At 66.9% G+C, this 23,302-nt stretch carries 20 protein-coding genes; 15 read left to right on the top strand and 5 right to left on the bottom strand.

Annotated elements, in window-relative coordinates:
* The first annotated feature begins 26 nt into the window (after positions 1 to 26).
* The 10 genes from rseP (at position 27) to ACZK45_RS06370 (ending at position 14,280) form a co-directional block, all read left to right on the top strand.
* Positions 27 to 1,385: an RIP metalloprotease RseP gene (gene rseP, locus ACZK45_RS06415; protein ID WP_197614916.1), complete on the top strand. Its 1,359-nt coding sequence runs from the start codon at positions 27 to 29 to the stop codon at positions 1,383 to 1,385.
* A gap of 74 nt (positions 1,386 to 1,459) precedes the next feature.
* The gene (gene bamA, locus ACZK45_RS06410; protein ID WP_049463624.1) at positions 1,460 to 3,823 is read left to right on the top strand and encodes an outer membrane protein assembly factor BamA; all 2,364 of its coding nucleotides are present in this window, start codon (positions 1,460 to 1,462) and stop codon (positions 3,821 to 3,823) included.
* Positions 3,824 to 4,257: 434 nt separating this feature from the next.
* Positions 4,258 to 5,280, top strand: coding sequence for a UDP-3-O-(3-hydroxymyristoyl)glucosamine N-acyltransferase (gene lpxD, locus ACZK45_RS06405; protein WP_010486339.1), 1,023 nt, complete (start codon positions 4,258 to 4,260; stop codon positions 5,278 to 5,280).
* Positions 5,277 to 5,735: a 3-hydroxyacyl-ACP dehydratase FabZ gene (gene fabZ / locus ACZK45_RS06400; protein ID WP_032128326.1), complete on the top strand. Its 459-nt coding sequence runs from the start codon at positions 5,277 to 5,279 to the stop codon at positions 5,733 to 5,735. The genes lpxD and fabZ overlap by 4 nt, the downstream gene beginning before the upstream one ends.
* Positions 5,736 to 5,751: 16 nt before the next feature.
* Positions 5,752 to 6,543 (top strand): acyl-ACP--UDP-N-acetylglucosamine O-acyltransferase, encoded by a 792-nt coding sequence (gene lpxA, locus ACZK45_RS06395; protein ID WP_032128327.1) that lies wholly within the window; start codon positions 5,752 to 5,754, stop codon positions 6,541 to 6,543.
* Positions 6,544 to 6,596: 53 nt separating this feature from the next.
* Positions 6,597 to 7,799, top strand: coding sequence for a lipid-A-disaccharide synthase (gene lpxB, locus ACZK45_RS06390; protein ID WP_100437555.1), 1,203 nt, complete (start codon positions 6,597 to 6,599; stop codon positions 7,797 to 7,799).
* Positions 7,796 to 8,464 (top strand): ribonuclease HII, encoded by a 669-nt coding sequence (locus tag ACZK45_RS06385; RefSeq protein WP_253143335.1) that lies wholly within the window; start codon positions 7,796 to 7,798, stop codon positions 8,462 to 8,464. The genes lpxB and ACZK45_RS06385 overlap by 4 nt, the downstream gene beginning before the upstream one ends.
* A gap of 218 nt (positions 8,465 to 8,682) precedes the next feature.
* Positions 8,683 to 12,273 carry a DNA polymerase III subunit alpha gene (gene dnaE, locus ACZK45_RS06380; protein ID WP_121503847.1) on the top strand — a complete coding sequence of 1,197 codons (3,591 nt, stop codon included), beginning with the start codon at positions 8,683 to 8,685 and terminating at the stop codon, positions 12,271 to 12,273.
* A 64-nt stretch (positions 12,274 to 12,337) separates the two neighbouring features.
* Positions 12,338 to 13,207 (top strand): hypothetical protein, encoded by an 870-nt coding sequence (locus ACZK45_RS06375; RefSeq protein WP_125893830.1) that lies wholly within the window; start codon positions 12,338 to 12,340, stop codon positions 13,205 to 13,207.
* A 113-nt stretch (positions 13,208 to 13,320) separates the two neighbouring features.
* Positions 13,321 to 14,280 (top strand): acetyl-CoA carboxylase carboxyltransferase subunit alpha, encoded by a 960-nt coding sequence (locus ACZK45_RS06370; protein ID WP_032128332.1) that lies wholly within the window; start codon positions 13,321 to 13,323, stop codon positions 14,278 to 14,280.
* 140 nt (positions 14,281 to 14,420) lie between these two features.
* Here the strand turns inward: ACZK45_RS06370 and ACZK45_RS06365 are convergent, their stop codons facing one another.
* The gene (locus ACZK45_RS06365; RefSeq protein WP_032128333.1) at positions 14,421 to 14,876 is read right to left on the bottom strand and encodes a CopD family protein; all 456 of its coding nucleotides are present in this window, start codon (positions 14,874 to 14,876) and stop codon (positions 14,421 to 14,423) included.
* A 149-nt stretch (positions 14,877 to 15,025) separates the two neighbouring features.
* On the opposite strand from ACZK45_RS06365, the gene ACZK45_RS06360 reads away from it, so the two are divergent.
* A complete protein-coding gene (locus ACZK45_RS06360; RefSeq protein WP_253143336.1) occupies positions 15,026 to 15,616 on the top strand; it encodes a class I SAM-dependent DNA methyltransferase in 591 nt (196 codons plus the stop codon).
* A 93-nt stretch (positions 15,617 to 15,709) separates the two neighbouring features.
* A complete protein-coding gene (locus tag ACZK45_RS06355; RefSeq protein WP_049461547.1) occupies positions 15,710 to 17,017 on the top strand; it encodes a polyhydroxyalkanoate depolymerase in 1,308 nt (435 codons plus the stop codon).
* A 199-nt stretch (positions 17,018 to 17,216) separates the two neighbouring features.
* Here the strand turns inward: ACZK45_RS06355 and ACZK45_RS06350 are convergent, their stop codons facing one another.
* Positions 17,217 to 18,206 carry a sensor domain-containing protein gene (locus ACZK45_RS06350; RefSeq protein ID WP_253143337.1) on the bottom strand — a complete coding sequence of 330 codons (990 nt, stop codon included), beginning with the start codon at positions 18,204 to 18,206 and terminating at the stop codon, positions 17,217 to 17,219.
* Complete coding sequence (locus ACZK45_RS06345) at positions 18,203 to 18,568, bottom strand: PadR family transcriptional regulator (protein WP_032128337.1); 366 nt, start codon at positions 18,566 to 18,568, stop codon at positions 18,203 to 18,205. The genes ACZK45_RS06350 and ACZK45_RS06345 overlap by 4 nt, the downstream gene beginning before the upstream one ends.
* Positions 18,569 to 18,704: 136 nt before the next feature.
* On the opposite strand from ACZK45_RS06345, the gene ACZK45_RS06340 reads away from it, so the two are divergent.
* A complete protein-coding gene (locus ACZK45_RS06340) occupies positions 18,705 to 19,607 on the top strand; it encodes a peptidylprolyl isomerase (RefSeq protein ID WP_478445600.1) in 903 nt (300 codons plus the stop codon).
* 561 nt (positions 19,608 to 20,168) lie between these two features.
* On the opposite strand, the gene ACZK45_RS06335 is transcribed toward ACZK45_RS06340, so the two are convergent.
* Positions 20,169 to 21,041, bottom strand: a complete 873-nt coding sequence (locus ACZK45_RS06335; RefSeq protein ID WP_313300470.1) for a DMT family transporter — start codon at positions 21,039 to 21,041, stop codon at positions 20,169 to 20,171.
* Positions 21,042 to 21,156: 115 nt separating this feature from the next.
* Between ACZK45_RS06335 and ACZK45_RS06330 the strand changes: the two genes are divergently transcribed.
* Both ACZK45_RS06330 and ACZK45_RS06325 read left to right on the top strand, forming a co-directional pair.
* Positions 21,157 to 22,101, top strand: a complete 945-nt coding sequence (locus ACZK45_RS06330; protein ID WP_478445599.1) for a LysR substrate-binding domain-containing protein — start codon at positions 21,157 to 21,159, stop codon at positions 22,099 to 22,101.
* Positions 22,102 to 22,169: 68 nt separating this feature from the next.
* A complete protein-coding gene (locus ACZK45_RS06325; protein ID WP_005415831.1) occupies positions 22,170 to 22,463 on the top strand; it encodes a hypothetical protein in 294 nt (97 codons plus the stop codon).
* 31 nt (positions 22,464 to 22,494) lie between these two features.
* Here ACZK45_RS06325 and ACZK45_RS06320 read toward each other — a convergent pair whose 3' ends face one another.
* On the bottom strand, positions 22,495 to 23,274 hold the full coding sequence (locus ACZK45_RS06320) for a DUF4349 domain-containing protein (protein WP_197655712.1): 780 nt from the start codon (positions 23,272 to 23,274) through the stop codon (positions 22,495 to 22,497).
* Positions 23,275 to 23,302: the final 28 nt, after the last annotated feature.

Here is a 23,302-nt window from a genome sequence, read left to right as displayed (position 1 = left end):
GCCCCTGCCCGCCACTGTGAGCCTGCATGACTGACTTCATCGGATCGGTCTGGTGGATGATTGTCAGCCTCGGGCTGCTGGTCACGTTCCACGAGTTCGGGCATTACTGGGTCGGGCGCCTGTGCGGGGTCAGGATCCTGCGCTTCTCGGTCGGCTTCGGCCGGCCGCTGTGGTCGCGCCGGGACAGGCACGGCACCGAGTTTGCCATCGCCGCCATCCCGCTGGGTGGCTATGTGAAGTTCCTGGACGAGCGCGAGGTCGAAGTGCACCCGCACGAGCGCGGCCAGGCCTTCAACCACAAGACCGTCTGGCAGCGCATCGCCATCGTCGCCGCCGGACCGATCGCCAACCTGCTGCTGTGCATCCTGCTGCTGTGGGCGATGTTCGTGATCGGCAAGCAGGATTATTCGCCGACCATCGGCCGTGTCAGCGGCATCGCCGCCAGCGCCGGCCTGACCAGCGGCGACCGCGTGCTGCGCGTGGACGAGCGCCCGGTGGTCACCCTCGGCGAGGCCAGCATGGCGCTGACCGCCGCCGCGATGGACCGCCGCGACGTGAAGCTGGAAGTGCTGGACCCGGCCGACCAGGTGCGCGTGCGCAGCCTGCCGCTGTCGCAGCTGCCCCCCGGCTTCGATGAACGGCGCGTGCCGATCCTGGCTGGCCTGTACTGGCAGTCGTGGCTGCAACCGGCGCTGGTCGAGTCGCTCACCGCGGACTCCGTGGTGGCCGGGCAGCTGCAGCCGGGCGATCTGATCGTAGCGATCGACGGCCAGCGCATCGACGGCGCCGACCAGGTCATCGGCGAGATCCAGACGCTGGGCCGCGCCGGCGGCCCGGGCATGATCGAGGTCCTGCGGGGCGGCGAGCGCCTGGCGCTGGAAGTCACCCCGCGCCAGGGCAAGGATTCAAAGGGCGAGCCGATCTGGCAGATCGGCGTGCAGTTCCCGACCTCGTTCAGCCCTCCCTACGACACCCTGCTGCGCTATGGCCCGCTCGACGCGGTCACCGTGGCCGTGCGCGAAACCGGCCGCCTGGCGGCCGATTCGCTGGGCATGATGGGCCGCATCGTCACCGGCAAAGCCTCGCTGCAGAACGTTTCCGGGCCCGTCACCATCGCCCGGGTAGCCAACATCTCGGCCAAACGCGGCCTGGACTGGTTCCTGCAGTTCCTTGCCCTGCTGTCACTCAGCCTGTGCATCATCAACCTGTTGCCGATCCCGATCTTGGACGGCGGCCACCTGCTGTATTACCTTATCGAGTTGGTCAAGGGCAGCCCGCTGAGCGAGCGTGCCATCGCCGCCGGCCAGTACATCGGCCTGGCGTTGCTGGCCGGGCTGATGGGGTTGGCGTTCTACAACGACATCCTCGGCCTGGTCCCGCGATGAACTTTTCCACGTTGTTGCCGTCTACAGCGTCGGCATCCCGCACCAATGAAATCGACCTTCCTACCGGACGTGACATGACGCGACTCCCCAATCGCCGCCTGCTGGCCCTCGCCCTCGCCGCCGTCACCGGCGCTCCCGCCCTGGCCCAGGCAGCCGAGCCCTTCACTGTCAGCGACATCCGCGTGGATGGCCTGCAGCGCATCAGCTCGGGCACGGTATTCACCTACCTGCCGGTGGAGCGTGGCGAGACGGTCACCGACAACAAGGTCGGCGAGACCATCCGCGCCCTGTACAAGACCGGCTTCTTCGAAGACGTGCAGCTGGACCGCCAGGGCAGCATCCTGGTGGTGACCGTCAAGGAACGCCCGGCGATCAACAAGCTGACCGTGACCGGCAACAAGGACATCAAGTCCGAGCAGCTGCTCAAGGGCCTGTCCGACATCGGCCTGACCGAGGGCGGCACCTTCGATCGCCTGAGCCTGGACCGCGTGACCCAGGAACTGCGTCGCCAGTACAACGACCGCGGCAAGTACAACGTCGAGATCACCCCGACGGTGAGCCCGCTGGACCGCAACCGCGTGGACATCGCGATCGCCATCAAGGAAGGCAAGGCGGCCAAGATCCGTCACGTCAACCTGGTCGGCACCGAGAAGTTCGAGAGCAAGGACATCCTGGAGACCTGGGAGTCCAAGGAGCACAACTGGGCATCGTGGTACCGCCGTGACGACCAGTACTCCAAGGAAAAGCTGTCCGGCGACCTGGAAAAGCTCAATTCCTGGTACCTCGACCGCGGCTATGTCGACTTCAGCATTGATTCGACCCAGGTGTCGATCAGCCCCGACAAGCGCGACATGTTCCTCACCGCCGGCGTGACCGAAGGTGCGCAGTACAAGATCTCCGAGATCAAGGTCAGCGGCGACACGATCCTTCCGCAGGAGGACGTCGAGCGCATGGTGATCCAGAAGTCCGGCGACACGTTCTCGCGTGCGCTGCTGGAATTCAGCTCGGACACCATCACCAACTCGCTGTCCAACATCGGCTACGCGTTCGCCAAGGTTAACCCGATCCCGACCACCAACCGCCCCGAGCAGACCGTGGCGATCAACATGCAGGTCGTGCCCGGCCCGCGCGTGTCGGTGCGTCGCATCCTGTTCCGTGGCAACACGCGTACGTCCGACGAAGTGATGCGTCGCGAAATGCGCCAGTTCGAGAACAGCTGGTACTCGCAGGCCGCGATCGACCGCTCCAAGATCCGCCTGCAGCGCCTGGGCTACTTCGAGTCGGTGGATGTTGAAACCCCGGCCGTAAGCGGCAGCAACGACCAGGTCGACGTCGTCTACAACGTCAAGGAAACCACGTCCGGCAGCTTCGTGTTCGGCCTGGGCTACTCGCAGTCCTACGGCATGACCACCTCGGTGCAGCTGTCGCAGAACAACTTCCTCGGCGGCGGCAACCGCGTGTCGGTCGAAGCCTCGCGCAGCAGCTACCTGCAGCGCTACGGCTTCAGCTACACCAACCCGTACTTCACCGATGACGGCGTGTCGCTGGGCTACAACCTGTCCTGGCGCGAACTGGACTACTCCGACTTCAACACCGCGCAGTACAACAGCACCAATGGTTCGGCGCAGGTGGTGTTCGGCGTGCCGATCACCGAGACCGATACCGTCTCGCTGATGTTCGGCATCGACAGCAACCAGATCACCACCTACCAGGGCTCGACCCCGCAGTCGATCATCGACTACATCAACGCCGTCGGTAGGCGCACGTTCCATGCCTGGCGCACCGAGCTGGGCTGGGCGCGTGACTCGCGCAACGACTACTTCATGCCGACCCGCGGTACCTACCAGCGCATCGGCCTGGAAACCACGCTGCCGGGTTCGACCATCGAGTACTACAAGCTGAACTACCAGATCAGCAAGTACTGGCCGATCATGCCGTCGCTGGTGATCAACACCCGTGCCGAAGTGGGCTACGGCGATGCCTATGGCAACGACTACACCCGCACGCTGACCAACCCGGACGGCACCACCCGTACGGTGACCGCCAGCGGCCTGCCGTTCTTCGAGAACTTCTACGCCGGCGGTACCAACTCGGTGCGCGGCTTCGAAGACAACACCCTCGGCCCGCGCGAAGTCACCAACGGCTACCCGGAAGGCCAGCCGCTGGGTGGTTCGCTGAAGACCGTCGGTTCGGTCGAAGCCTACTTCCCGCGCCTGTTCGACAGCCCGTCGGCACGCGTGTCCGCCTTCGTCGACTTCGGTAACGTCTACAACGGCACCAAGAACTTCAAGGCCAACGAACTGCGCGTGTCCACCGGTGTGGCCCTGCTGTGGCGCGCCCCGGTCGGCCCGATCTCGATCAGCTACGCCTTCCCGCTGAAGAAGGAAGACGATGACAAGATCGAACGTCTGCAATTCACGTTCGGTGGCCAGTTCTGAGGAACAACGTTCCTCAGAACTGATCCACCTCCGGTGAATTGCCCGCGCATTTCACCTATCCCCCGCGCCGCTGGCGCGCCCCCCTTAACAGAAGGGGGGCTCTCCACCAGACGGGATGCGAAGCGCCGGGCTCTGCCCGGCGTTTTCGTTTGGCCTGGATGCCGGAAGCGCCCGCTCTGCTTTTGATCTTTTCTGTTTTTCCGTGGCTGGCACTCGCGCCACGCCCTCGGAGGTCGGACGGGGTGGGGCTGCGGGGGTGTGAGCCGCATGGATGCGGCGACCAAGGCTACATGGACGTACTTGCGCCGCCCCCCGCAGCCCCGCCCCGTCCGACCCAGCCCATGACACTGGCTCTGCCGGCCGCGAGGGGCCCTGCCGTTGGCTGCATGACCGCCCCGCATGACCGCAATGCCGTCACACGTTAAACTCCCGCCGTGAATACTCCCACCTACACCGCCCAGCAACTCGCCGAGCAGTTCGGCCTGCAGGTCCACGGCGACCCCGCCACCGCCATCCATGGCGTGGCCACCCTCGCCCATGCCGGTCCTGGCCAGCTGACCTTCCTCGCCAACCCGCGCTACCGCGCCCAGCTGGCCGACAGCCAGGCCTCGCTGGTGGTCCTGCGTGCCGACGACGCCGAGGCCGCCCCCGGCGCCGCGCTTGTGGCCAAGGACCCGTACACCACCTTCGCCAAGATCGCCGCGCTGTTCGACATCGCGCCGACGCGCCCGCCGGGCATCCACCCCAGCGCCGTCATCGATCCCAGCGCGCAGGTCGCCGCCAGCGCGCATATCGGCCCGTTCGTCTCCGTCGGCGCACGCAGCGTGGTCGGCGAAAACTGCATCATCGGCACCGGCAGCGTGATCGGCGAAGACTGCAGCCTGGACAACGGCTGCGAACTGATCGCGCGGGTCACCCTGGTCACCCGGGTCAAGCTCGGCAAGCGGGTTCGTGTGCATCCCGGTGCCGTGCTCGGCGCCGATGGCTTCGGCCTGGCCATGGACGCCGGCAAATGGATCAAGGTGCCGCAGCTCGGCGGCGTGCGCATCGGCGATGACTGCGAGATCGGCGCCAACACCTGCGTCGACCGTGGTGCGCTGGAAGACACCGTGCTGGACGAAGACGTGCGCCTGGACAACCTGGTGCAGATCGCGCACAACGTGCAGATCGGTGCGCACTCGGCCATCGCCGGCTGCACCGGCATCGCCGGCAGCGCCAAGATCGGCCGCTACTGCCTGCTCGGCGGCCACGTTGGCGTGGTCGGCCACCTCGAGATCTGCGACAAGGTCGTGATCACCGGCAAGTCGGTGGTCCGCAATTCCATCCATGAGCCGGGCGAGTACTCGTCCGGCACCCCGTTGACCGACAACCGCACGTGGCGCAAGAACGCCGCGCGCTTCAAGCAGCTGGACGCATTGGCTCGCCGCGTCCTGGCTGCTGGCAAGGAGAAAGAATGAACGACACGCTGCAGCTTCCGATCGACGTCTGCCAGATCCAGGAACTGCTCCCGCACCGCTACCCGTTCCTGCTGGTGGACCGGGTGCTTGAGCTCGACATCGACGCCAAGCGCATCCTTGCGCAGAAGAACGTCAGCATCAACGAGCCGTTCTTCCAGGGCCACTTCCCGGGCCGCCCGATCATGCCCGGCGTACTGATCATCGAAGCGCTGGCGCAGGCCGGTGGCGTGATGACCCAGCTCACGCTCGGCCGTGACTCGCAGTCCAAGCTGTTCTACATGGTCAAGGTGGAAAACGCCCGCTTCAACAAGCAGGTCGTTCCCGGCGACGTGCTGATGCTGGATGTGCAGATGAAGCGCCTGATCCGCAACATGGGCTGGTACTACGGCGAAGCCAAGGTCAACGGTGAAGTCGTTGCCTCGGCCGAAGTCATGTGCGCCGGCGCCAAGGGCTGATCCACTGGAGGCAGGAATGACTGACAACGCACCGCGGATCCACCCGACCGCCGTCATCGACCCGGCCGCGCGCCTGGCCGATGACGTCCAGGTGGGCGCGTTCACCCTGATCGGTGCCGATGTGGAAATCGGTGCCGGCACGGTGATCGGCCCCCACTGCAGCATCCACGGCCCGACGAAGATCGGCCGCGACAACCGCTTCATCGGCCACGCAGCCGTCGGTGGCGAACCGCAGGACAAGAAGTATGCAGGGGAGCGCACCGAGCTGGTGATCGGCGACCGCAATGTGTTCCGCGAGTTCGTCACGCTGAACCGTGGCACCGGCGGCGGCGGCGGCATCACCACCATCGGCGACGACAACTGGATGCTGGCCTACACGCACGTGGCGCATGACTGCCATGTCGGCAACTTCTGCGTGTTCTCCAACAACACCACCCTGGCCGGCCACGTGACCGTGGGTGACTACGTGATCATCAGCGGCTTCGCCGGGGCCCACCAGTTCTGCCGGATCGGCGCGCATGCCTTCCTCGGCATGGGCGCGCTGACCAATGGCGATGTTCCGCCGTTCACCATGGTCGGCACCGATTCGTTGGGCCGCCCGCGCGGCATCAACAGCGAAGGGCTGAAGCGCCGCGGCTTCGACGCCGAGCGCATTTCCGCCATCAAGCGTGCCTACCGCACGCTGTACGTGGCGGGCCTGCCACTGGCCGAAGCCAAGGTGCAGCTGACCGAACAGGCGCGCGACAGCGATGACGTGAAGGCCATGCTGGACTTCATCGAGCACGCCGAGAGGCCCTTGCTGCGATGAGCAGCACGACCGGCCAGGCGCCGGCCGGCGCCGCCGTGATTCCGCTGGCCTCGATGGCCGGCAGCGTCCCCGCGCAGCGGGTGCTCAGCGAGCGCCCCTTGCGGATCGCGCTGGTGGCCGGTGAGGCCTCTGGTGATCTGCTGGGTGCGGGACTGGTGCGCGAACTGAAGGCACGCTTTCCGAATGCCGAATTCGCCGGCATCGGTGGCGATGCCATGCGCAGCGCCGGCTGCCTGACCTGGCACGATGCCAGCGAGCTGGCGGTGATGGGCCTGACCGAAGTACTGCGCCATCTGCCACGCCTGCTCAAACTGCGTTCCGCGTTCCGCCAGCGTGCGCTGGAATGGCAGCCGGACGTGTTCATCGGCATCGACGCGCCCGACTTCAACCTGGGCATCGAACGCTGGCTGAAGCAGCGCGGCGTGCGCACCGTGCATTACGTGAGCCCCTCGGTCTGGGCCTGGCGCGAGAAGCGCGCCGAGAAGATCGGCAGCAGCGCCGACCTGGTGCTGTGCCTGTTCCCGATGGAACCGCCCATCTATGCCAAGCACGGCATCGACGCGCGTTTCGTTGGCCATCCGATGGCCGATGACATCCCCCTGCAGGGCAACCGCGAGGAAGCGCGCGCCGCGCTTGGCCTGCCGACGTCGGCCAAGGTGCTGGCGGTGTTGCCAGGCAGCCGCCTGGGCGAAATCTCGCGCCTCGGTGAACCCTTCTTCGAAGCCGCCTGGCAGGTCTCCGAGCGCATCCCCGGCCTGCACGTGGTGGTGCCTGCCGCCAACCCCGCATGCAAGCGGCTGATCGAAGAGCAGCTGTCGCGCTCGGCGCTGCCGGTCGCGTACTCGCATGTGCTCGACGGCCAGGCGCGCAACGCCATGATCGCGGCCGACGTGGTGGTGTTGGCGTCCGGTACCGCGACCCTGGAGGCGATGCTGGTGAAGCGGCCGATGGTGGTCGGCTACCGTGTCAACGAGCTGACCTACCGTCTGGTCAAGGCATTCGGCCTGATCAAGGTCGACCGCTTTGCCCTGCCCAACATCCTGGCCGGCCAGGACCTGGCACCGGAGCTGATGCAGCATGACTGCACGCCGGACAAGCTGGCTGCGGCCATCCAGCAATGGTTCGACCACCCGCAGCGGGTGACCGACCTGCAGGACACCTATGCCCGCCTGCATGAGCGCCTGCGCCGCAATGCGTCGGCACGTGCCGCCGACGCCGTCGGCGAGCTGCTGATGCGCGACCAGGCCCAGGCATGAGCCGCCGCCACGCCGCAGCGGCCAGCCTGACCCTGTTCGATGGCGCGGCGGTGGTCGAGCCGGAGCGCCTGGTCGCCGGCGTCGACGAAGCCGGTCGTGGCCCGCTGGCCGGGCCGGTCGCGGTGGCGGCCGTGGTGTTCGACCCGGCACGGCCGCGCATCAACGGCCTGGACGATTCCAAGCAGCTGACCGCGGCGCGCCGCGAGCAGCTGCATGACCGCATCATCGAGCGCGCCCTGGCCTGGCATGTGGTGCTGGTGGACGTGGACACCATCGACCGTCTGAACATCTACCAGGCCACCCTGCAGGGCATGCGCGACGTGGTCGCAGCGGTCGCCCACGTGGCCGGCTTCGCGCGCATCGATGGCAACGTGGTGCCCAAGGGTCTGGTACTGCCGGCGCAGGCGCTGGTCGGCGGCGATGGCATCGACCGCGCGATCATGGCCGCCTCGATCCTGGCCAAGGTCTCGCGCGACCGCTACATGCAGGAGATGCATGCCCGCCATCCGCAGTACGGCTTCGAGCAGCACAAGGGCTACGGCACCCCGGCCCACCTGGCCGCCCTGCGCGAGCACGGCCCCTGCGTGGAGCACCGGCGCAGCTTCGCCCCGGTGCGCGAGTGCCTGGAAACAGCGCCAGCCCCCGCGATCACAGCCATCGCTTGAACAACGGCTGCCGGGTATCGTCCGGCGCTTTCACGGCAATGTGAACGCCTCCGCTGGCGCCGGGCCATGCCCGGCGACATTCGCGCAATCGGCGCACCGTCAAGTCCTTGTCGCTTCCCCCTGCCCTCGCTACCCTGACCGGGCACTCCAGCGCATCCCGACCCCGGCGACGATCTTCCGTCAGCACCCGGGGCCCGCGCGCTCCAACCTGGTCCGGCATGTCCAACTCCCGCTTCGTACATCTCCACGTCCACACCGAGTTCTCGCTGGCGGACTCGACCATCCGCGTGCCGGCCAAGCCCGACCAGGCGGACCCGAAGAAGGCCAAGCAGGCCAACCTGCTGTCGCGCTCGGTCGAGCTCGGCCTGCCCGCGCTGGCGGTGACCGACCTCAACAACCTGTTCGCGCTGGTCAAGTTCTACAAGGCCGCCGAAGGCGTAGGCATCAAGCCGATCGCGGGCGCCGACGTACTGATCGCCGAGGAAGGCCAGGACCCGTGGCGGATGACCCTGCTGTGCCGCGATCGCGAAGGCTACCTGAGCCTGTCGCGGCTGCTGACCCGCGCCTGGATGGAAGGTCATCGTCCGGAAGGCGGCGTGGCAATCCACCCGGACTGGCTGAAGGCCGGCAACGCCAACCTGTTCGCACTCGCTGGCCGGCAGAGCCTGGCCGGGCGCCTGGCGTTGGACGGCAAGCATGAACTGGCCGAGCAGCAGCTGGCCGACTGGCAACGCGTGTTCGGCGACGGCCTGCACCTGGAGCTGACCCGCACCGGCCGCGAGGGCGAAGAAACCTTCAACCAGTTCGCGCTGATGGCGGCCGGCCAGCGTGGCCTGCCAGTGGTGGCCAGCAACGACGTACGCTTCCTGTCGCCGACGGATTTCAGCGCGCACGAAGCGCGCGTGTGCATTTCCACCGGCCGCGTGCTGGACGACCCCAAGCGCCCGCGCGAATACAGCGACCAGCAGTACCTGAAGTCGGCCGAGGAGATGTGCGCGCTGTTCGCCGACATCCCCGATGCGATCGACAACACGCTGGCGCTGGCCGAGCGCTGCAACATCGAGATGCGGCTGGGCACCTACTTCCTGCCCAACTACCCGGTGCCGGACGACGAGACCCTGGACACCTGGATCCAGAAGATGTCGCGCGATGGCCTGGAAGAGCGCCTGGAGAAGAATCCACTGGCGCCGGGCAAGACCCGCGAAGAGTATTTCGAGCGCCTGGAGTTCGAGCTCAACACCATCATCAAGATGGGCTTCCCGGGCTACTTCCTGATCGTGGCCGACTTCATCCAGTGGGGCAAGAACCAGGGCATTCCGATCGGCCCCGGCCGCGGTTCGGGTGCCGGTTCGCTGGTGGCCTGGGCGCTGAAGATCACCGACCTGGACCCGCTGCCGTACAACCTGCTGTTCGAGCGATTCCTCAATCCCGAACGCGTGTCGATGCCCGACTTCGACATCGACTTCTGCATGGACCGCCGCGACGAGGTGATCGACTACGTCGCGCGCAAGTACGGGCGCGAGCGCGTCAGCCAGATCATCACCTACGGCACCATGGCCGCCAAGGCGGTGGTGCGCGACTCCGGCCGCGTGCTCGGTTTCCCGTATGGCCTGGTCGACGGTGTCTCCAAGCTGATCCCGAACATCCTCGGCATCCACCTGAAGGATGCGCTGGGCAAGGGCAAGGAAGGCCCGAGCTCGGAAATGGCGTCGGCCGAACTGATCCAGCGTTACGAGACCGAGGACGATGTCCGCGACCTGATCGACCTGGCGCTGCAGCTGGAAGACCTGACCCGCAACGCCGGCAAGCACGCCGGTGGCGTGGTGATCGGGCCCGAACCGCTGAGCGAGTTCTGCCCGCTGTACGCCGAACACGACGAGAACGGCCTCGGCAAGAACCCGGTCACCCAGTTCGACAAGAACGACGTGGAAGAAGTGGGCCTGGTGAAGTTCGACTTCCTCGGCCTGCGCACGCTGACCATCATCGACTGGGCGGTGAAGGCGATCAACAAGCGCCATGAGCGCGCCGGCATCCCGCCGGTGGACATCGCCGCGATCCCGCTGGACGACACGCCCACCTACAAGGACATCTTCGCCAACGGCAATACGGGCGCAGTGTTCCAGTTCGAATCCTCGGGCATGCGCCGCCTGCTGAAGGACGCGCGCCCCGACCGTTTCGAAGACCTGATCGCGCTGGTGTCGCTGTACCGCCCCGGCCCGATGGACCTGATTCCCTCCTTCAATGCGCGTAAGCACGGCCAGGAAGAAATCATCTATCCCGATCCGCGCACCGAAGCGATCCTGAAGGACACCTACGGCATCATGGTGTACCAGGAGCAGGTGATGCAGATGGCGCAGATCGTCGGCGGCTACTCGCTGGGCGGCGCCGACCTGCTGCGCCGCGCGATGGGCAAGAAGGTGCCGGCCGAAATGGCCAAGCACCGTGAGATCTTCCGCGAAGGCGCGGCCAAGGACGGCGTGGACGAGGCCAAGGCCGACGCGATCTTCGACCTGATGGAGAAGTTCGCCGGCTACGGCTTCAACAAGTCGCACGCCGCTGCCTACGCGCTGGTCAGCTACCAGACCGCATGGCTGAAGCGCCATTACCCGGCCGAGTTCATGGCGGCCACGCTGTCCTCGGACCTGGACAACACCGAGAAGGTGGTCGGCTTCCTCGACGAGGTGCGCAACCTCGGCCTGACCGTGCTGCCGCCGAAGGTGAACCACTCGGCCTTCATGTTCGAAGCCGTCACCCCGGACACCATCCAGTACGGTCTGGGCGCGATCAAGGGCGTCGGCCAGGGTGCCTGCGAAGCGGTGGTGGACGAGCGCCTGAAGGGTGGCGACTACAAGGACCTGCTCGACTTCTGCACCCGCGTCGGATCGGCCAAGCTCAACCGGCGCACGCTGGAAGCGATGATCAACTGCGGCGCACTGGATGAGCTCGGGCATAACCGCGCCTCGCTGATGCTGCAGCTGCCGGAAGTGATCAAGGCCACCGACCAGATGGCGCGCGAACGTGCGTCCGGGCAGAACTCGCTGTTCGGCGGCCCCGACCCGAGCGCGACCACGATCCAGCTGGACCTGCCCGAAGCCGAGGAATGGCCGCTGCTGCAGCGCCTCAATGGCGAGCGCGACACGCTGGGTTTCTATCTCAGTGGCCACCCGTTCGATCCCTGGCGCGACGATGTGCGCGACCTGGTCGGCAACGACCTGGGCTCGGTGGAGAAGATCTGGAGCGCCAACAGTGGCGGCGGCGGCGGCGGCGAGAAGCGCTGGCGCCCGGAAGTACAGACCGTGCTGGCCGGCCAGGTGGTCGGCGTGCGCCGCAAGGGTGAGAGCCAGATCTTCATCCAGCTCGAGGACGGCCGTGGCCGCGTCGAGTGCAGCGCGTTCTCCGACGCGATGGCCGAGTTCGGCCACCTGATGACCAAGGACCGCATCCTGGTGGTCAAGGGTGGCCTGCGCGAGGACGAATTCAACGGTGGCTTCGCGCTGCGCATCCGCCAGTGCTGGGACTTCGACGAAGTCTGCGCCAACTACGCCACCCGGCTCTCGCTGCGCCTGGACCTGCGCCAGCAGCGCCCGGTCTGGGAACGCATTGATGCGCTGCTCGACCGCCATCGCCCTGGCCGCACGCCGCTGCGCCTGGACCTGCTGCTGAAGGGGCCGCACGGCGGCGTCGCCGGCATGCTCGATGTGTCCGGGCAGAGCGCGGTACGCATCGATTCCAAGCTGATGGAGGCGCTGCGCGCCGACCCCGCCGTGCGCACCCTGAAGGTGCGCTACAGCCCGCCGTGGGCCAGCTGAAGCTGGCTCCCTGGTTTTGCTGAAACCCCTGCTTTCCCGTTCCATGTATCAAGGACGATTGCCGATGAAGACCCTGCTGTTCCCGTTCGCCGCCGCGCTGGCCCTGGCCGCCTGTTCGCCCTCGAAGGTCGAGTTCCAGATCGACAACCCGACCGACACGCCGCTGGCACTGAGCATCGATGGCAAGGACCTGCCGGTGGCCGCACAGGGCTCGCGCCCGATTTCGCTGGCCGTCGGCGAACATCGCCTGCACACCGAAAAGCTCGGCGACGTGCGCTTCATCGTCTACGTCGACGGTCGTGGCGGGCTGATCAACCCAACCCTGAGCGAGTACGTGGTCGCCCGCGAGATCTATGTCACCGATGAGAGCAAGCTGAAGAACTTCGGCACCGGCAAGGCCGGCATCGAGCTGGGCGGCGTCGACTTCGAAGGCCCGTTCGAAAAGAGCCACGAACTGTTCATCGACAAGACCTGGACCTACGGCGTGCGCGAACCGTTCCCCAAGGAAAAGGTGGTCGCCCACGTCGATTCCAGCGGCGGCCAGATCGTGGCCAAGGTGTTCACCGCGCCGGACTTCATCGCTTACGTGGAAGAAGGCATGGGAGAGCCCGGTGCGTTCAAGCGCGAGCAGCCGGCCGGCTACGTGGCCCCGGCGTTCAGCCTGGAACCGGCCCCGGCCAGCCTGCCGGCGCTGGTGCCGGCCTTCGAGGCGCATGCCGCGCCGCTGCGTGAGGTCTATGCGCGCTGGCTGAAGGCCACCACCGCCGATGAACAGAAGGCCCTGCGCAAGCAGGACTTCGCCGCGCAGATGGCCTTCACCTCGGCCACCGCCACCCTGGGCAGCGGGCTGGGCCGGGAGGCCAACGAGGCCTACAACGACTTCGTTTCCCAGCGCAGCCAGCTGATGGGCCGCAGCGCCCTGGTGGTGCCCTGAGCTGACTGGCGCCCCCTGCCCGGCTGCGCTACCGTCGCCTTCCAGACGAAGGCGTACGGGTGGTTTGCACGCATTCGGCTAGAATTCCCCTCTTCTTTACACGACGGCTTCCGATGAATCCGAACTACCTCGACTTCGAGCAACCCATCGCCGACCTGGAAGCCAAGATCCAGGAACTGCGCAACGCCAGTGCCGGGCCGGCGGTCAATGTCGAGGCGGAAGTGCACGCGCTGCAGGACAAGCTGCGCATGCGCACCGCGCAGATCTTCCGCAACCTGACCTCGTGGCAGGTGCTGCAGCTGGCCCGTCATCCGTCGCGCCCGTACACCGCCGACTACCTCCGCGTCATGTTCGATGAGTTCCAGGAGCTGGCCGGCGACCGTGCCTTCGCCGACGACAAGGCGATCATGGGCGGCCTGGCACGCATCAACGGCCGTGCAGTGATGGTGATCGGCCACCAGAAGGGCCGTGACACCAAGGAAAAGATCAAGCGCAACTTCGGCATGCCCAAGCCGGAGGGCTACCGCAAGGCCCTGCGCCTGATGAAGATGGCCGAGCGCTTCGGCCTGCCGGTGCTGACCCTGATCGACACCGCCGGCGCCTGGCCGGGCATCGATGCCGAATCGCGTGGCCAGTCCGAAGCGATCGCACGCAACCTGATCGAGATGGCCGAACTGAAGGTGCCGATCATCTGCACCGTGATCGGTGAAGGTGGCTCCGGCGGCGCGCTGGCGCTGGGCGTGGGCGACCGCACCGTGATGCTGGAGTACTCGGTGTACTCGACCATCACCCCGGAAGGCTGCGCCTCGATCCTGTGGAAGGATGCCGGCAAGGCCAAGGATGCCGCCGAACAGCTGGGCCTGACCGCCCCGCGCCTGAAGAGCCTGGGCCTGGTCGACAAGGTCGTGCGCGAGCCGACCGGCGGCGCCCACCGCAACCCGACGCAGATGGCCAAGCGCCTGAAGGCGGTGCTGCTGAACGAGCTGGACGCGCTGGACAAGCTGTCCACCGAGCAGCTGCTGGAACAGCGCTACGCCCGCCTGCGCAGCTACGGCACGTACGAAGCGGCCTAAGCCCGGTAGTGCCGGCCGCTGGCCGGCAACACGCAGGTGATTGCAGAAACGAAAGAGCCGGGCAATCGCCCGGCTCTTTCGTTTGCGCCCTGGCGGCATCCACGCATGGCGTGGATCTACCGGGTGCAGATGACCCCGCGTCAGAACGGCTTGGCCAGCACCAGCCACACGATCGGAATGAACGCCAGCAGCGGGATCTCGTTGATCCAGCGCAGCGCGCGCGACGACGGCAGCGCCCTGCCCTTGGCCACGCCCTTGAGCAGGCGCCCGATCCAGCTGAAGTACACCAGCAGCAGCACCACCAGCCCCAGCTTGGCATGCAGCCAACCGGCGCCGCCCGAGGCAACCATCGTCGGGAAATCCGGAATGACCTTGTAGCCCAGCCACAGCACCAGGCCCAGCAGGAACGCCAGACCGAACATCGAGTGGCCGAAACGGTACAGGCGCAGGCCCATCAGCTGCAGGCGCTCGGTCACCGCCGGCTGGCCTGCGGTCTCGGCCAGGTTCACCAGGATGCGCGGCAGGTAGAACACCGTCGCCATCCACGCCACCACGAACACGATGTGGAAGGTCTTGACCCAGTAGTAGCTCTGCATGCGCTCGCTCCGGCGGCTGGCGTAGGTTGGCGGCCATTCTCGCATGCCGTGGCCGGGCCACCCCACGCCCCAGCGCCGCGACACATCGACGCATGGCACGCCGCAACGCCGTACGATAAGCGCCGTTTTCCCCGATCGTGCACCGCCCCATGGACAAGACCTACGACGCCGCCTACTTCCAACGCTGGTACCGCAGCGCCGACATCGGTGGCAGCGCCCGCCTGGCACGCAAGGTGGCATTGGCTGTGGCCAGCGCCGAGTACTACCTGGAGCGACCGATCCGCAGCGTGCTGGATATCGGCTGCGGCGAAGGCGCCTGGCGCGCGCCGCTGCTGAAGCTGCGTCCGAAGGTCGAATACCTCGGCTTCGACAGCAGCGAGTACGCTGTGCGCCGCTACGGCCGCACCCGCAACCTGCACCTGGCCCGCTTCGGTGATTTCGCCTGGCTGCGGCCCTGCGCCCCGGTCGACCTGCTGATCTGCTCGGACGTGATGCACTACGTGCCCGACCGTGAGCTGCGTGCCGGACTGGCCGGCGTGGCGGAGCTGACCGGCGGCGTGGCCTTCCTGGAGACCTTCGCCGCCGAGGACGCGTTCGAGGGCGACCACGAGGGTTTCCAGGCCCGCCCGGCGCGCTGGTACCGGCGGACGCTGGCCCGGCACGGTCTGCAGCCGGTAGGGTCGCATTGCTGGCTCGGCCCCGCCCTGGCAGGCGATGCGGCCGCGCTGGAACGGATGTGAATCCGGATTCATTATTTTCAGCCAACTTAACCTGCGGGACACCCGGATGGGATATGCTGCGCGGCAACATATGACCATACATATTCGGTCGTCATGCTCTATCAACTGCACGAACTGACCCGCAACCTGCTCGCCCCCTGGGTGCACCAGGCCCAGGCCAACGCCAGGTTCTTCGCCAACCAGGGCCACTGGTGGTCGCAGATGCCCGGCGCTGATCGCCTGGCGGCGGTCAATGAACTCTTCCATCGCATCGGCAAGGATTACGAGAAGCCCGAGTGGGGCATCAACGAAATCGACGTCGATGGCGAGCGCGTGCCGATCGTCGTGCACGAGGAAGTGAGCAAGCCGTTCTGCAAGCTGCTGCGCTTCAAGCGCCACAGCAATGAAGCCGACCAGCTGCACACCATGCTCAACCAGCCGTTCGTGCTGGTGGTGGCGCCGCTGTCCGGCCACCACGCCACGCTGCTGCGCGACACCGTGCGCACGCTGCTGCGCGACCACCGCGTGTATGTGACCGACTGGGTCGACGCGCGCATGGTGCCGGCCAGTGAAGGCGAGTTCGGCCTGGACGACTACATCGCCTACATCCAGGAGTTCATCCGCCACCTCGGCGTGGAGCGCCTGCACGTGGTCAGCGTGTGCCAGCCGACCGTGCCGGTGCTGGCGGCAGTTTCACTGATGGCCAGCCGTGGCGAGCCGACGCCGCGCACGCTGGTGATGATGGGTGGCCCGATCGATGCACGCTGCAGCCCGACTGCAGTGAACAACCTGGCCACGCAGAACCCGCTGTCGTGGTTCGAGAACAACGTCATCCACACCGTGCCGGCCAGCTATCCCGGCGCCGGCCGCCGCGTGTACCCGGGCTTCCTGCAGCACGCCGGGTTCCTGTCGATGAACCCGAGCCGCCACTTCAGCTCGCACTGGGATTTCTACACCGACCTGGTCAAGGGCGACCTGGAAGACGCCGACGCGCACCGTCGTTTCTACGACGAGTACAACGCGGTGCTGGACATGCCGGCCAAGTACTACCTGGATACCATCCGCGTGGTATTCCAGGACTTCCTGCTGCCGCGTGGCGAGTGGGTGGTCAACGGTGAGAAGGTCGATCCGTCGGCGATCCGCGACACCGCGCTGCTGAGCATCGAGGGTGAGCTGGACGACATCGCCGGCCTCGGCCAGACCGAAGCCGCGCAGGCGCTGTGCACCGGCATCGACGCTGGCCGCCGTGAGCATTTCATCGTCGAAGGTGCCGGCCACTACGGCATCTTCAGCGGCCGTCGCTGGCGCGAAGTCGTGTACCCGAAGGTGCGCGACTTCTTCGCCGCGCATGCCGAAGCACCGGCGGCGAAGGTCACGAAGAAGAAGAGCAACGTCACCCCGTTGCGGCGAAAGGCGGGGTAACTCGCCCAGGGTGGGTGCCGACCTTGGTCGGTACGCCCTGATAGATGCCAACCTTGGTTGGCGCTCTACCCTGAATCCCGGTATCTGAAGGATTGTGCCAACCAAGGTTGGCACCTACCAAAGCGAATTCCGCCAAGCGCCCCTGCACTGATGGATCGTGCCAACCAAGGTTGGCACCTACCGGAGCGTCCGCACCCGCTTACAGCCGCACGAGCAGGTTCTTGGCGATCAGCCCATGCAGCTTGCCGATGCCGCGTGCCAGATGCATCGTCAGCAGCAGCAGCAGCGCCCCCGCCGCGGCAACCGCGATTGCCACCAGCGGCGAGGCCGCCATCGGCAGTACGTTCACGTCGTTGATGTACACGCCGGGGATGTCGCCACTGAAGATCGCCGCGACCGGCGCCCAGATCAGGCTCAGCGACAGCGACAGCAACGTCACCGCGAGGGTGAAGTAGATGACGCCCAGCGGCAGCATCAGCACGAAGTACAGCAGCGTCAGCCAGGTGCGGCCATCGGTGAACATGTCGCCGATGCGCTGCAGCCAGGTGCGGCTGCGGTCGGTGTAACGCGGACGACGTGGCATGCGCTCGCCCAGCAGCGCTTCCACCAGCCGCCCTTCCAGCAGCGCCAGCCCGCGCACCGAACCGAAGAACAGCACGGTCAGCGGGATGCCGATGATCAGGATCAGCAGGCCCAGCGACAGCGACAGGCCAGTCACCACCCAGGTGAAGAAGAAGATGCCGGTGGCCAGCGACAGCAGCATGTAGAACAGCGCACCGTAAGTGTGCGGATCGGCCACCACGCCGAAGAAGCGGGCCAGCAGCGAGCGCTGTACCGGCGCTGGTGGCGGCGCGGCCGGCTCGACACCACTGGCTTCCGCCGCCGCACGCAGCACCGGCGCGGTATCCGCACGCGGTGTACGCAGCGCGCGATTCACCGTCACTTCGGTCTCGCGGTAGATTTCGGCTACCTCGTCCGGCGCACCGTAGCTGCCGGCAACGTCGGCGATCACCTCGGCCTCGCTGCGGCCGGGCTGCGCCGCCAGCTCCGAGCGCAGGTATTCCTCGGCGTCGTACAGCGCGTCCTGCACCATCGCCGGGTCGGCGCCTTCCAATGACGCGCGCAGCTGCGCCAGGTACTGCGGGATGGTCGTGGGCAGGGCTCGGCCTGCCAGGCTCGGGTCGTTCATTGCGGTACCCCCTCCAACACGGAATCGACGGAATCGCGTGTGGCCTGCCAGGCCTGGCGCCATTGCGCCAGCACCTCGCGGCCACGTTCATTGATGCGGTAGTAGCGCCGCGGCGGCCCACTGCTGGACGGTTCCACATGGCTTTCCAGCAGGCCGGCGCCCTCCAGGTTGCGCAGCACCGGGTACAGCGCGCTCTGCTTGCCGCTCAGCACGCCCTCGCCCACCCGTTCCAGCTCCTTGGCAATGAGGTAGCCGTACAGCGGCTCCCCGGCCCGGGCCAGCACCGCCAGCAGGGCCAGCGACACCGTTCCGGCGCTGAGCTCCTTCTGGAACTTCTTCAGCTGGACATCGTCCTCGGACATGACCGGCCCTCCACTACGTTGAAGTCCACAGTAGTGCGAAGTTCGGTATAGCGAATGTGTCGTTAGTCATCGTGCCGGTTGGCGTGGCCGGGCCGCTCGCGCAGAATCGAGGCCTCGTTCATGTTCCGGGGTTCCCATGCCGCACCGTCGTCGCCTTGCCCTGACCGCCCTCGCCCTGTCCTGCCTGCTGCCCGTCCTGGCCGGCGCGGCCACGCCCTACCGCAGTCCACAGCAGATTCTTGATGCTTCGGCGGCCAGCGACTGGCGCACCCCGGACCCGGCCAACCTGCTGTACATGGACCTGCCGGCCGGGCGGGTGATCATCGAGCTGGCGCCGCAGTTCGCCCCGCGCCATGTCGCCAACATCCAGACCTTCGCCCGCGAGCACTTCTGGGACGGCACCAGCATCTACCGCTCGCAGGACAACTTCGTGGTGCAGTTCGGCGATGCCGACGCCGATGACGCCGCCAAGGCCAAGCCGTTCGGCAGCGCCGCGCGCAAGCTGCCGGCCGAATTCGAACGCGCCAGCGCCGGCCTGAAGGTCAGCGTGCTGCCGGATCGCGATGGCTGGGCCGCGCAGACCGGATTCGTCGACGGTTTCCCGGTCGGCCAGGACCCGCAGGCCGGCAAGGCCTGGCTGGCGCACTGCTACGGCATGCTCGGCGCCGGCCGCAGCAACGAGGAAGACAGCAGCATCGGCGCCGAACTCTATGTGGTGACCGGCCAGTCGCCGCGCCAGCTGGACCGCAACATCACCCTGGTCGGCCGCGTGTTGAAGGGCATGGAACTGCTCAGTGCAACGCCGCGCGGCCCGGCGCCGATGGGTTTCTATGCCGACCCGAAGCTGCGCACGCCGATCGTGTCTATCCGCCGTGCCAGCGATGTGCCGGTGGCCGAGCGCACGCCGATCCAGGTACTGCGTACCGACTCGAAGACCTTCGCCGATACGGTGGAAGCGCGGCGGAATCGCGTGGATGATTTCTACAAGCGCCCGGCGGGGCATATCGATCTTTGCAATGTTCCGGTGCCGGTGCGGTGATGGTTTCCGCACGTTACGCGTGCTGAAGGCGCTTCATCGTTCATGGGCGTTACTTTTCTTTGTACGCAAAGAAAAGTAACCAAAAGAAACGTTCCGCCGGCCGCGAGCCGGTGCTACGCACCGGTGCCCTGCGCTCCTCGGCCCGTCGAGGGACGGCGCGGGAACTCGCTGCGCTCAGACACCCGCGCCTCTTCGCCCTCGCCGGACCTGCGGTGCTCGGCTCGCTCAAGGCGGACTGGAAGGTCAAGATCAACGGCAAAGGCATCCACACATGGCGTGGATCTACTGGGTGCAGCTGCGGTCTTTGATCTGGGTCCGCCTTGAGTGAGCCGAGCATCGCAGGGGAATCAGGGGCGAAGAGGTGCCGATGTCTGAGCGCAGCGAGTTCGGCACCGTCCCCTGATTCACCGAGAAGCGCAGGGGACCGACGTGCGAAGCACGGCGGCTCGCGACCTGGCGGCGCGTTTCTTTTGGTTACTTTTCTTTTCGCGCGAAAAGAAAAGTGACGCCCATGAACGATGAAGCACCTTCAGCACGCGCCACGCGCAAAACGCCAACGCATCAGCCCTTCTGACTCACCGCCACACTACCCAGGATCAACGCACCGGCAATCAACATCTGCACCGTCACCGCTTCCCCCAGGAACAACCACGCGAACGCAGCGCCGAACAGCGGAATCAGATAGGTCACGGTCGACGCACGCGACGGGCCGATACGGCCGATCAAACGATAGAACATCAGGAACGCCAGCCCGGTGCAGGCCACGCCAAGCGCGATCGCTGCGCCCCAGGCCTTGGCCGGAATCGCCGCCTGCGGCCAATGGCTGACCGCCATCGGCAGCATCCACAGCGAAGCGCAGGACAGCGTTGCTGCCGCAGCGGCCGCCGACGGCAGCCCGGTCATGTGTCGCTTCACCAGGTTCACGCCCAGGCCGTACAGCAGCGAGGCCGCCGCACCGGCCAGCACCGCGGTGCCGATGCTCAGGCCAGAGACCTTGGCGGTGGCCAGCACCACCACGCCGGCGAAGCCGACCAGCAGCGCACCGGCACGGCGCATGCCGATCTTTTCACCGAAGAACAGGAAAGCGATCAGCGCGGCGAACAGCACGGTCATCGCATTGCAGATCGCACCGATCGCGGCCGGTGCCTGTTCGGCGGCATAGGCGAACAGCACGAACGGCAGCGCCGAGTTGATCAGGCCGATCGGTGCCAGCCACAGCCAGCGCCGCGGCGGGAACTGCGCGCGGGCGCGCCACAGGAACGGCAGCAGCACCAGCGCGCCCAGCACCAGCCGCACCTCGACCAGCGCGAACGGGCCGAACGACGGCACCGCCACCCGCATGAACAGGAACGAGCAGCCCCAGATGGCGCCCAGCAGGGTCAATTCCAGCGGCGTGCGCCAGTCGCGCTCGGCCGCCTGTGGGACCGCATTCATGCCCTGCCTCCGTCCATCGTCTGTTCCTCGCCAAGGCAGAAAGGATCAGGCGCAGACGCCCGCCACACAAGCGCGTAGTATCGCTGCCAGCCACAAATATGGTTTGAGGCTGGACATGCAGCTACGCCCTTCCCTGCTCCCCGCACTGGCCGTGTTCGCGGTTGCAGCGCGCCACCAGAACTTCGCCCAGGCTGCCCAGGAGCTGCACCTGACCGCCAGCGCGGTCAGCCATCACGTGCGCCGCCTGGAGGAGGTGCTGGAGACCCGGCTGTTCCTGCGCCATGCCCGCGGCGTGCGCCTGACCGCCGAGGGCCGGCAGCTGGCCGACGCCGCCAGCGCCGCCTTCACCGATGTCGCGGCCGTCGCCCACCATCTGCACCCGGATGCGAACAGCGTGCCGTTGCGGATCACCACGCTGCGTTCACTGTCGTACTGCTGGCTGCTGCCGCGGTTGCCGCGTTTCACCCAGGCCCATCCGCACATCCGCATCGAGCTGCATACCGGCAGCGGCCTGGACCGCTACGACGACAACGGGCCGGAAGTCGGCATCCGCTACGGGCTGGGCCAATGGCCGGGCCTGCGTGCACAGCACCTGATGGATGACTACCTGTTCCCGGTGGCCTCGCCGGCGCTGGCCGGGGTCGAAACGCTGGTCGATCCAGCGCGCATCGCTGACCTGCCGCTGCTGACCGACCTTTCGCCACAGGGCTGGCGTGACTGGTTCCGTCATGCCGGCGTGCGCCCACCCTCGCCACTGCCGCCGATGCATACCTTCGCCGACAGTACCGATGCGATGCGTGCCGCGGTGTACGGCATGGGCGCGGTGCTGGCACGCACCCACATCGCGCAGCCCTACCTGCAGCGCTACGAAGTGGTACGCCTGCCCGGCCCGGCACTGAAAGCGCGCTATGCGTATCACGTAGTGCACGCCGAAGGGCAACCGCCGAGCCACGCCGCGCGCCTGTTCATCGACTGGCTGCTGGAACAGGCGCAGGACGAACGCACGCCGATTCCCGCATTGCCGGAAAGCCTGCTCGGGCGCCCGGCCACGCACGGCTGACTGCGCCCTCACCCGTTCTTTGCTTCACGCTGGCTAGGCTGCAGGCAACCCCACACCGTATCGACGCCATGGCCATGCTGCGACTGCGCATCACCGGAACCGAAGACGACGCCCGTGCCATCAGCGACCTGCTGCTCGGCCTGGACGGCATCGAACATGTCGAGGAAACCGACGACCTGATGCCGCACATGGACGACGACGATTCCAGTTCTGCCGGGCTGTCCGATGACATCGGCCCGGGCATCCACGAACTGGAGGTGGAAGTCGGCAACGAAAGCACCGCGCAGAAGGTGCGCGATGCGGTGCAGGAACTGGCGCTGGAGCTGGATGTGTTCGTCGAGTACGAGACCGACGAGGGCTGATGCCGGCTGGCTGCCGGCATCAACCTTCACCTCAGAGGCTGGGCGGCAGCCTGCGGCGTCGGCGACGCCACCACGCCCGCACACCCCAGGCCGCGATCAGGGCCAGCACCGCCACCGGCAGCAGCGCGGCCGCGGCGCGGATCAGAAACGCAACGCTGGTACTGAGGATGCTGCCCGATTCGCTCAGCGCCTCGCCAATCTCGCTGCGGCTGCGCTGGCCCGAGGTGGTATCGAAGTGCATCGTGACCAGCTGGGTATCGATGCGCCGGCGTTGCTGCGCCGAATCCTTGTTGGCCTGTTCGACGCCCGCTTCGATCTCCGACAGGCGCGTGGTGATCGCCATCAGGTCCTCGATCTTCAGGTCCTTGCGGTCCTGGTAGGACAGCAGCCGCGCGTGTTCCTTCTCCAGCCGCGCCTTGGTCAGTGCGGTGTCTGCTACCTCCTGCGCCAGGTCCTCGGCGCGGGTATTGCGCGACTGCAGCGTGCCCCCCTCACCGGCCAGAGCGATCAACGGCTCGGTGCCCTTCGGCGCGATGCGTACCTTGACCTCACCGCTGGGCTGCTCGCCACTGCGCTGGTCGACCTGCAGCACCGCGCAGTCACCGAACTTCGCGCTCTGGCAGGCCTGCGCCACCTGCTGGATGCGCGGTGCAATCTGCGCCGCTTCCAGCTGGATCTGCACGTCATGCTCGTAGGCCAGAAACGCACCTTCCGGCGAAGCGACAGCAGCATCGGCAGCGGCCGCACCCGCCTCCTGCGCCCTCTCGCCGTTCTTGGCACAGGCCGCCAGCGCCAGCAGCAGCACCGGCATCGCCACCACACGCGTCCACGCGCGCAGC

The organism is Stenotrophomonas sp. 63632_Sma, assembly GCF_056482875.1.
This window is presented reverse-complemented; position numbering and strand designations above follow the sequence as displayed.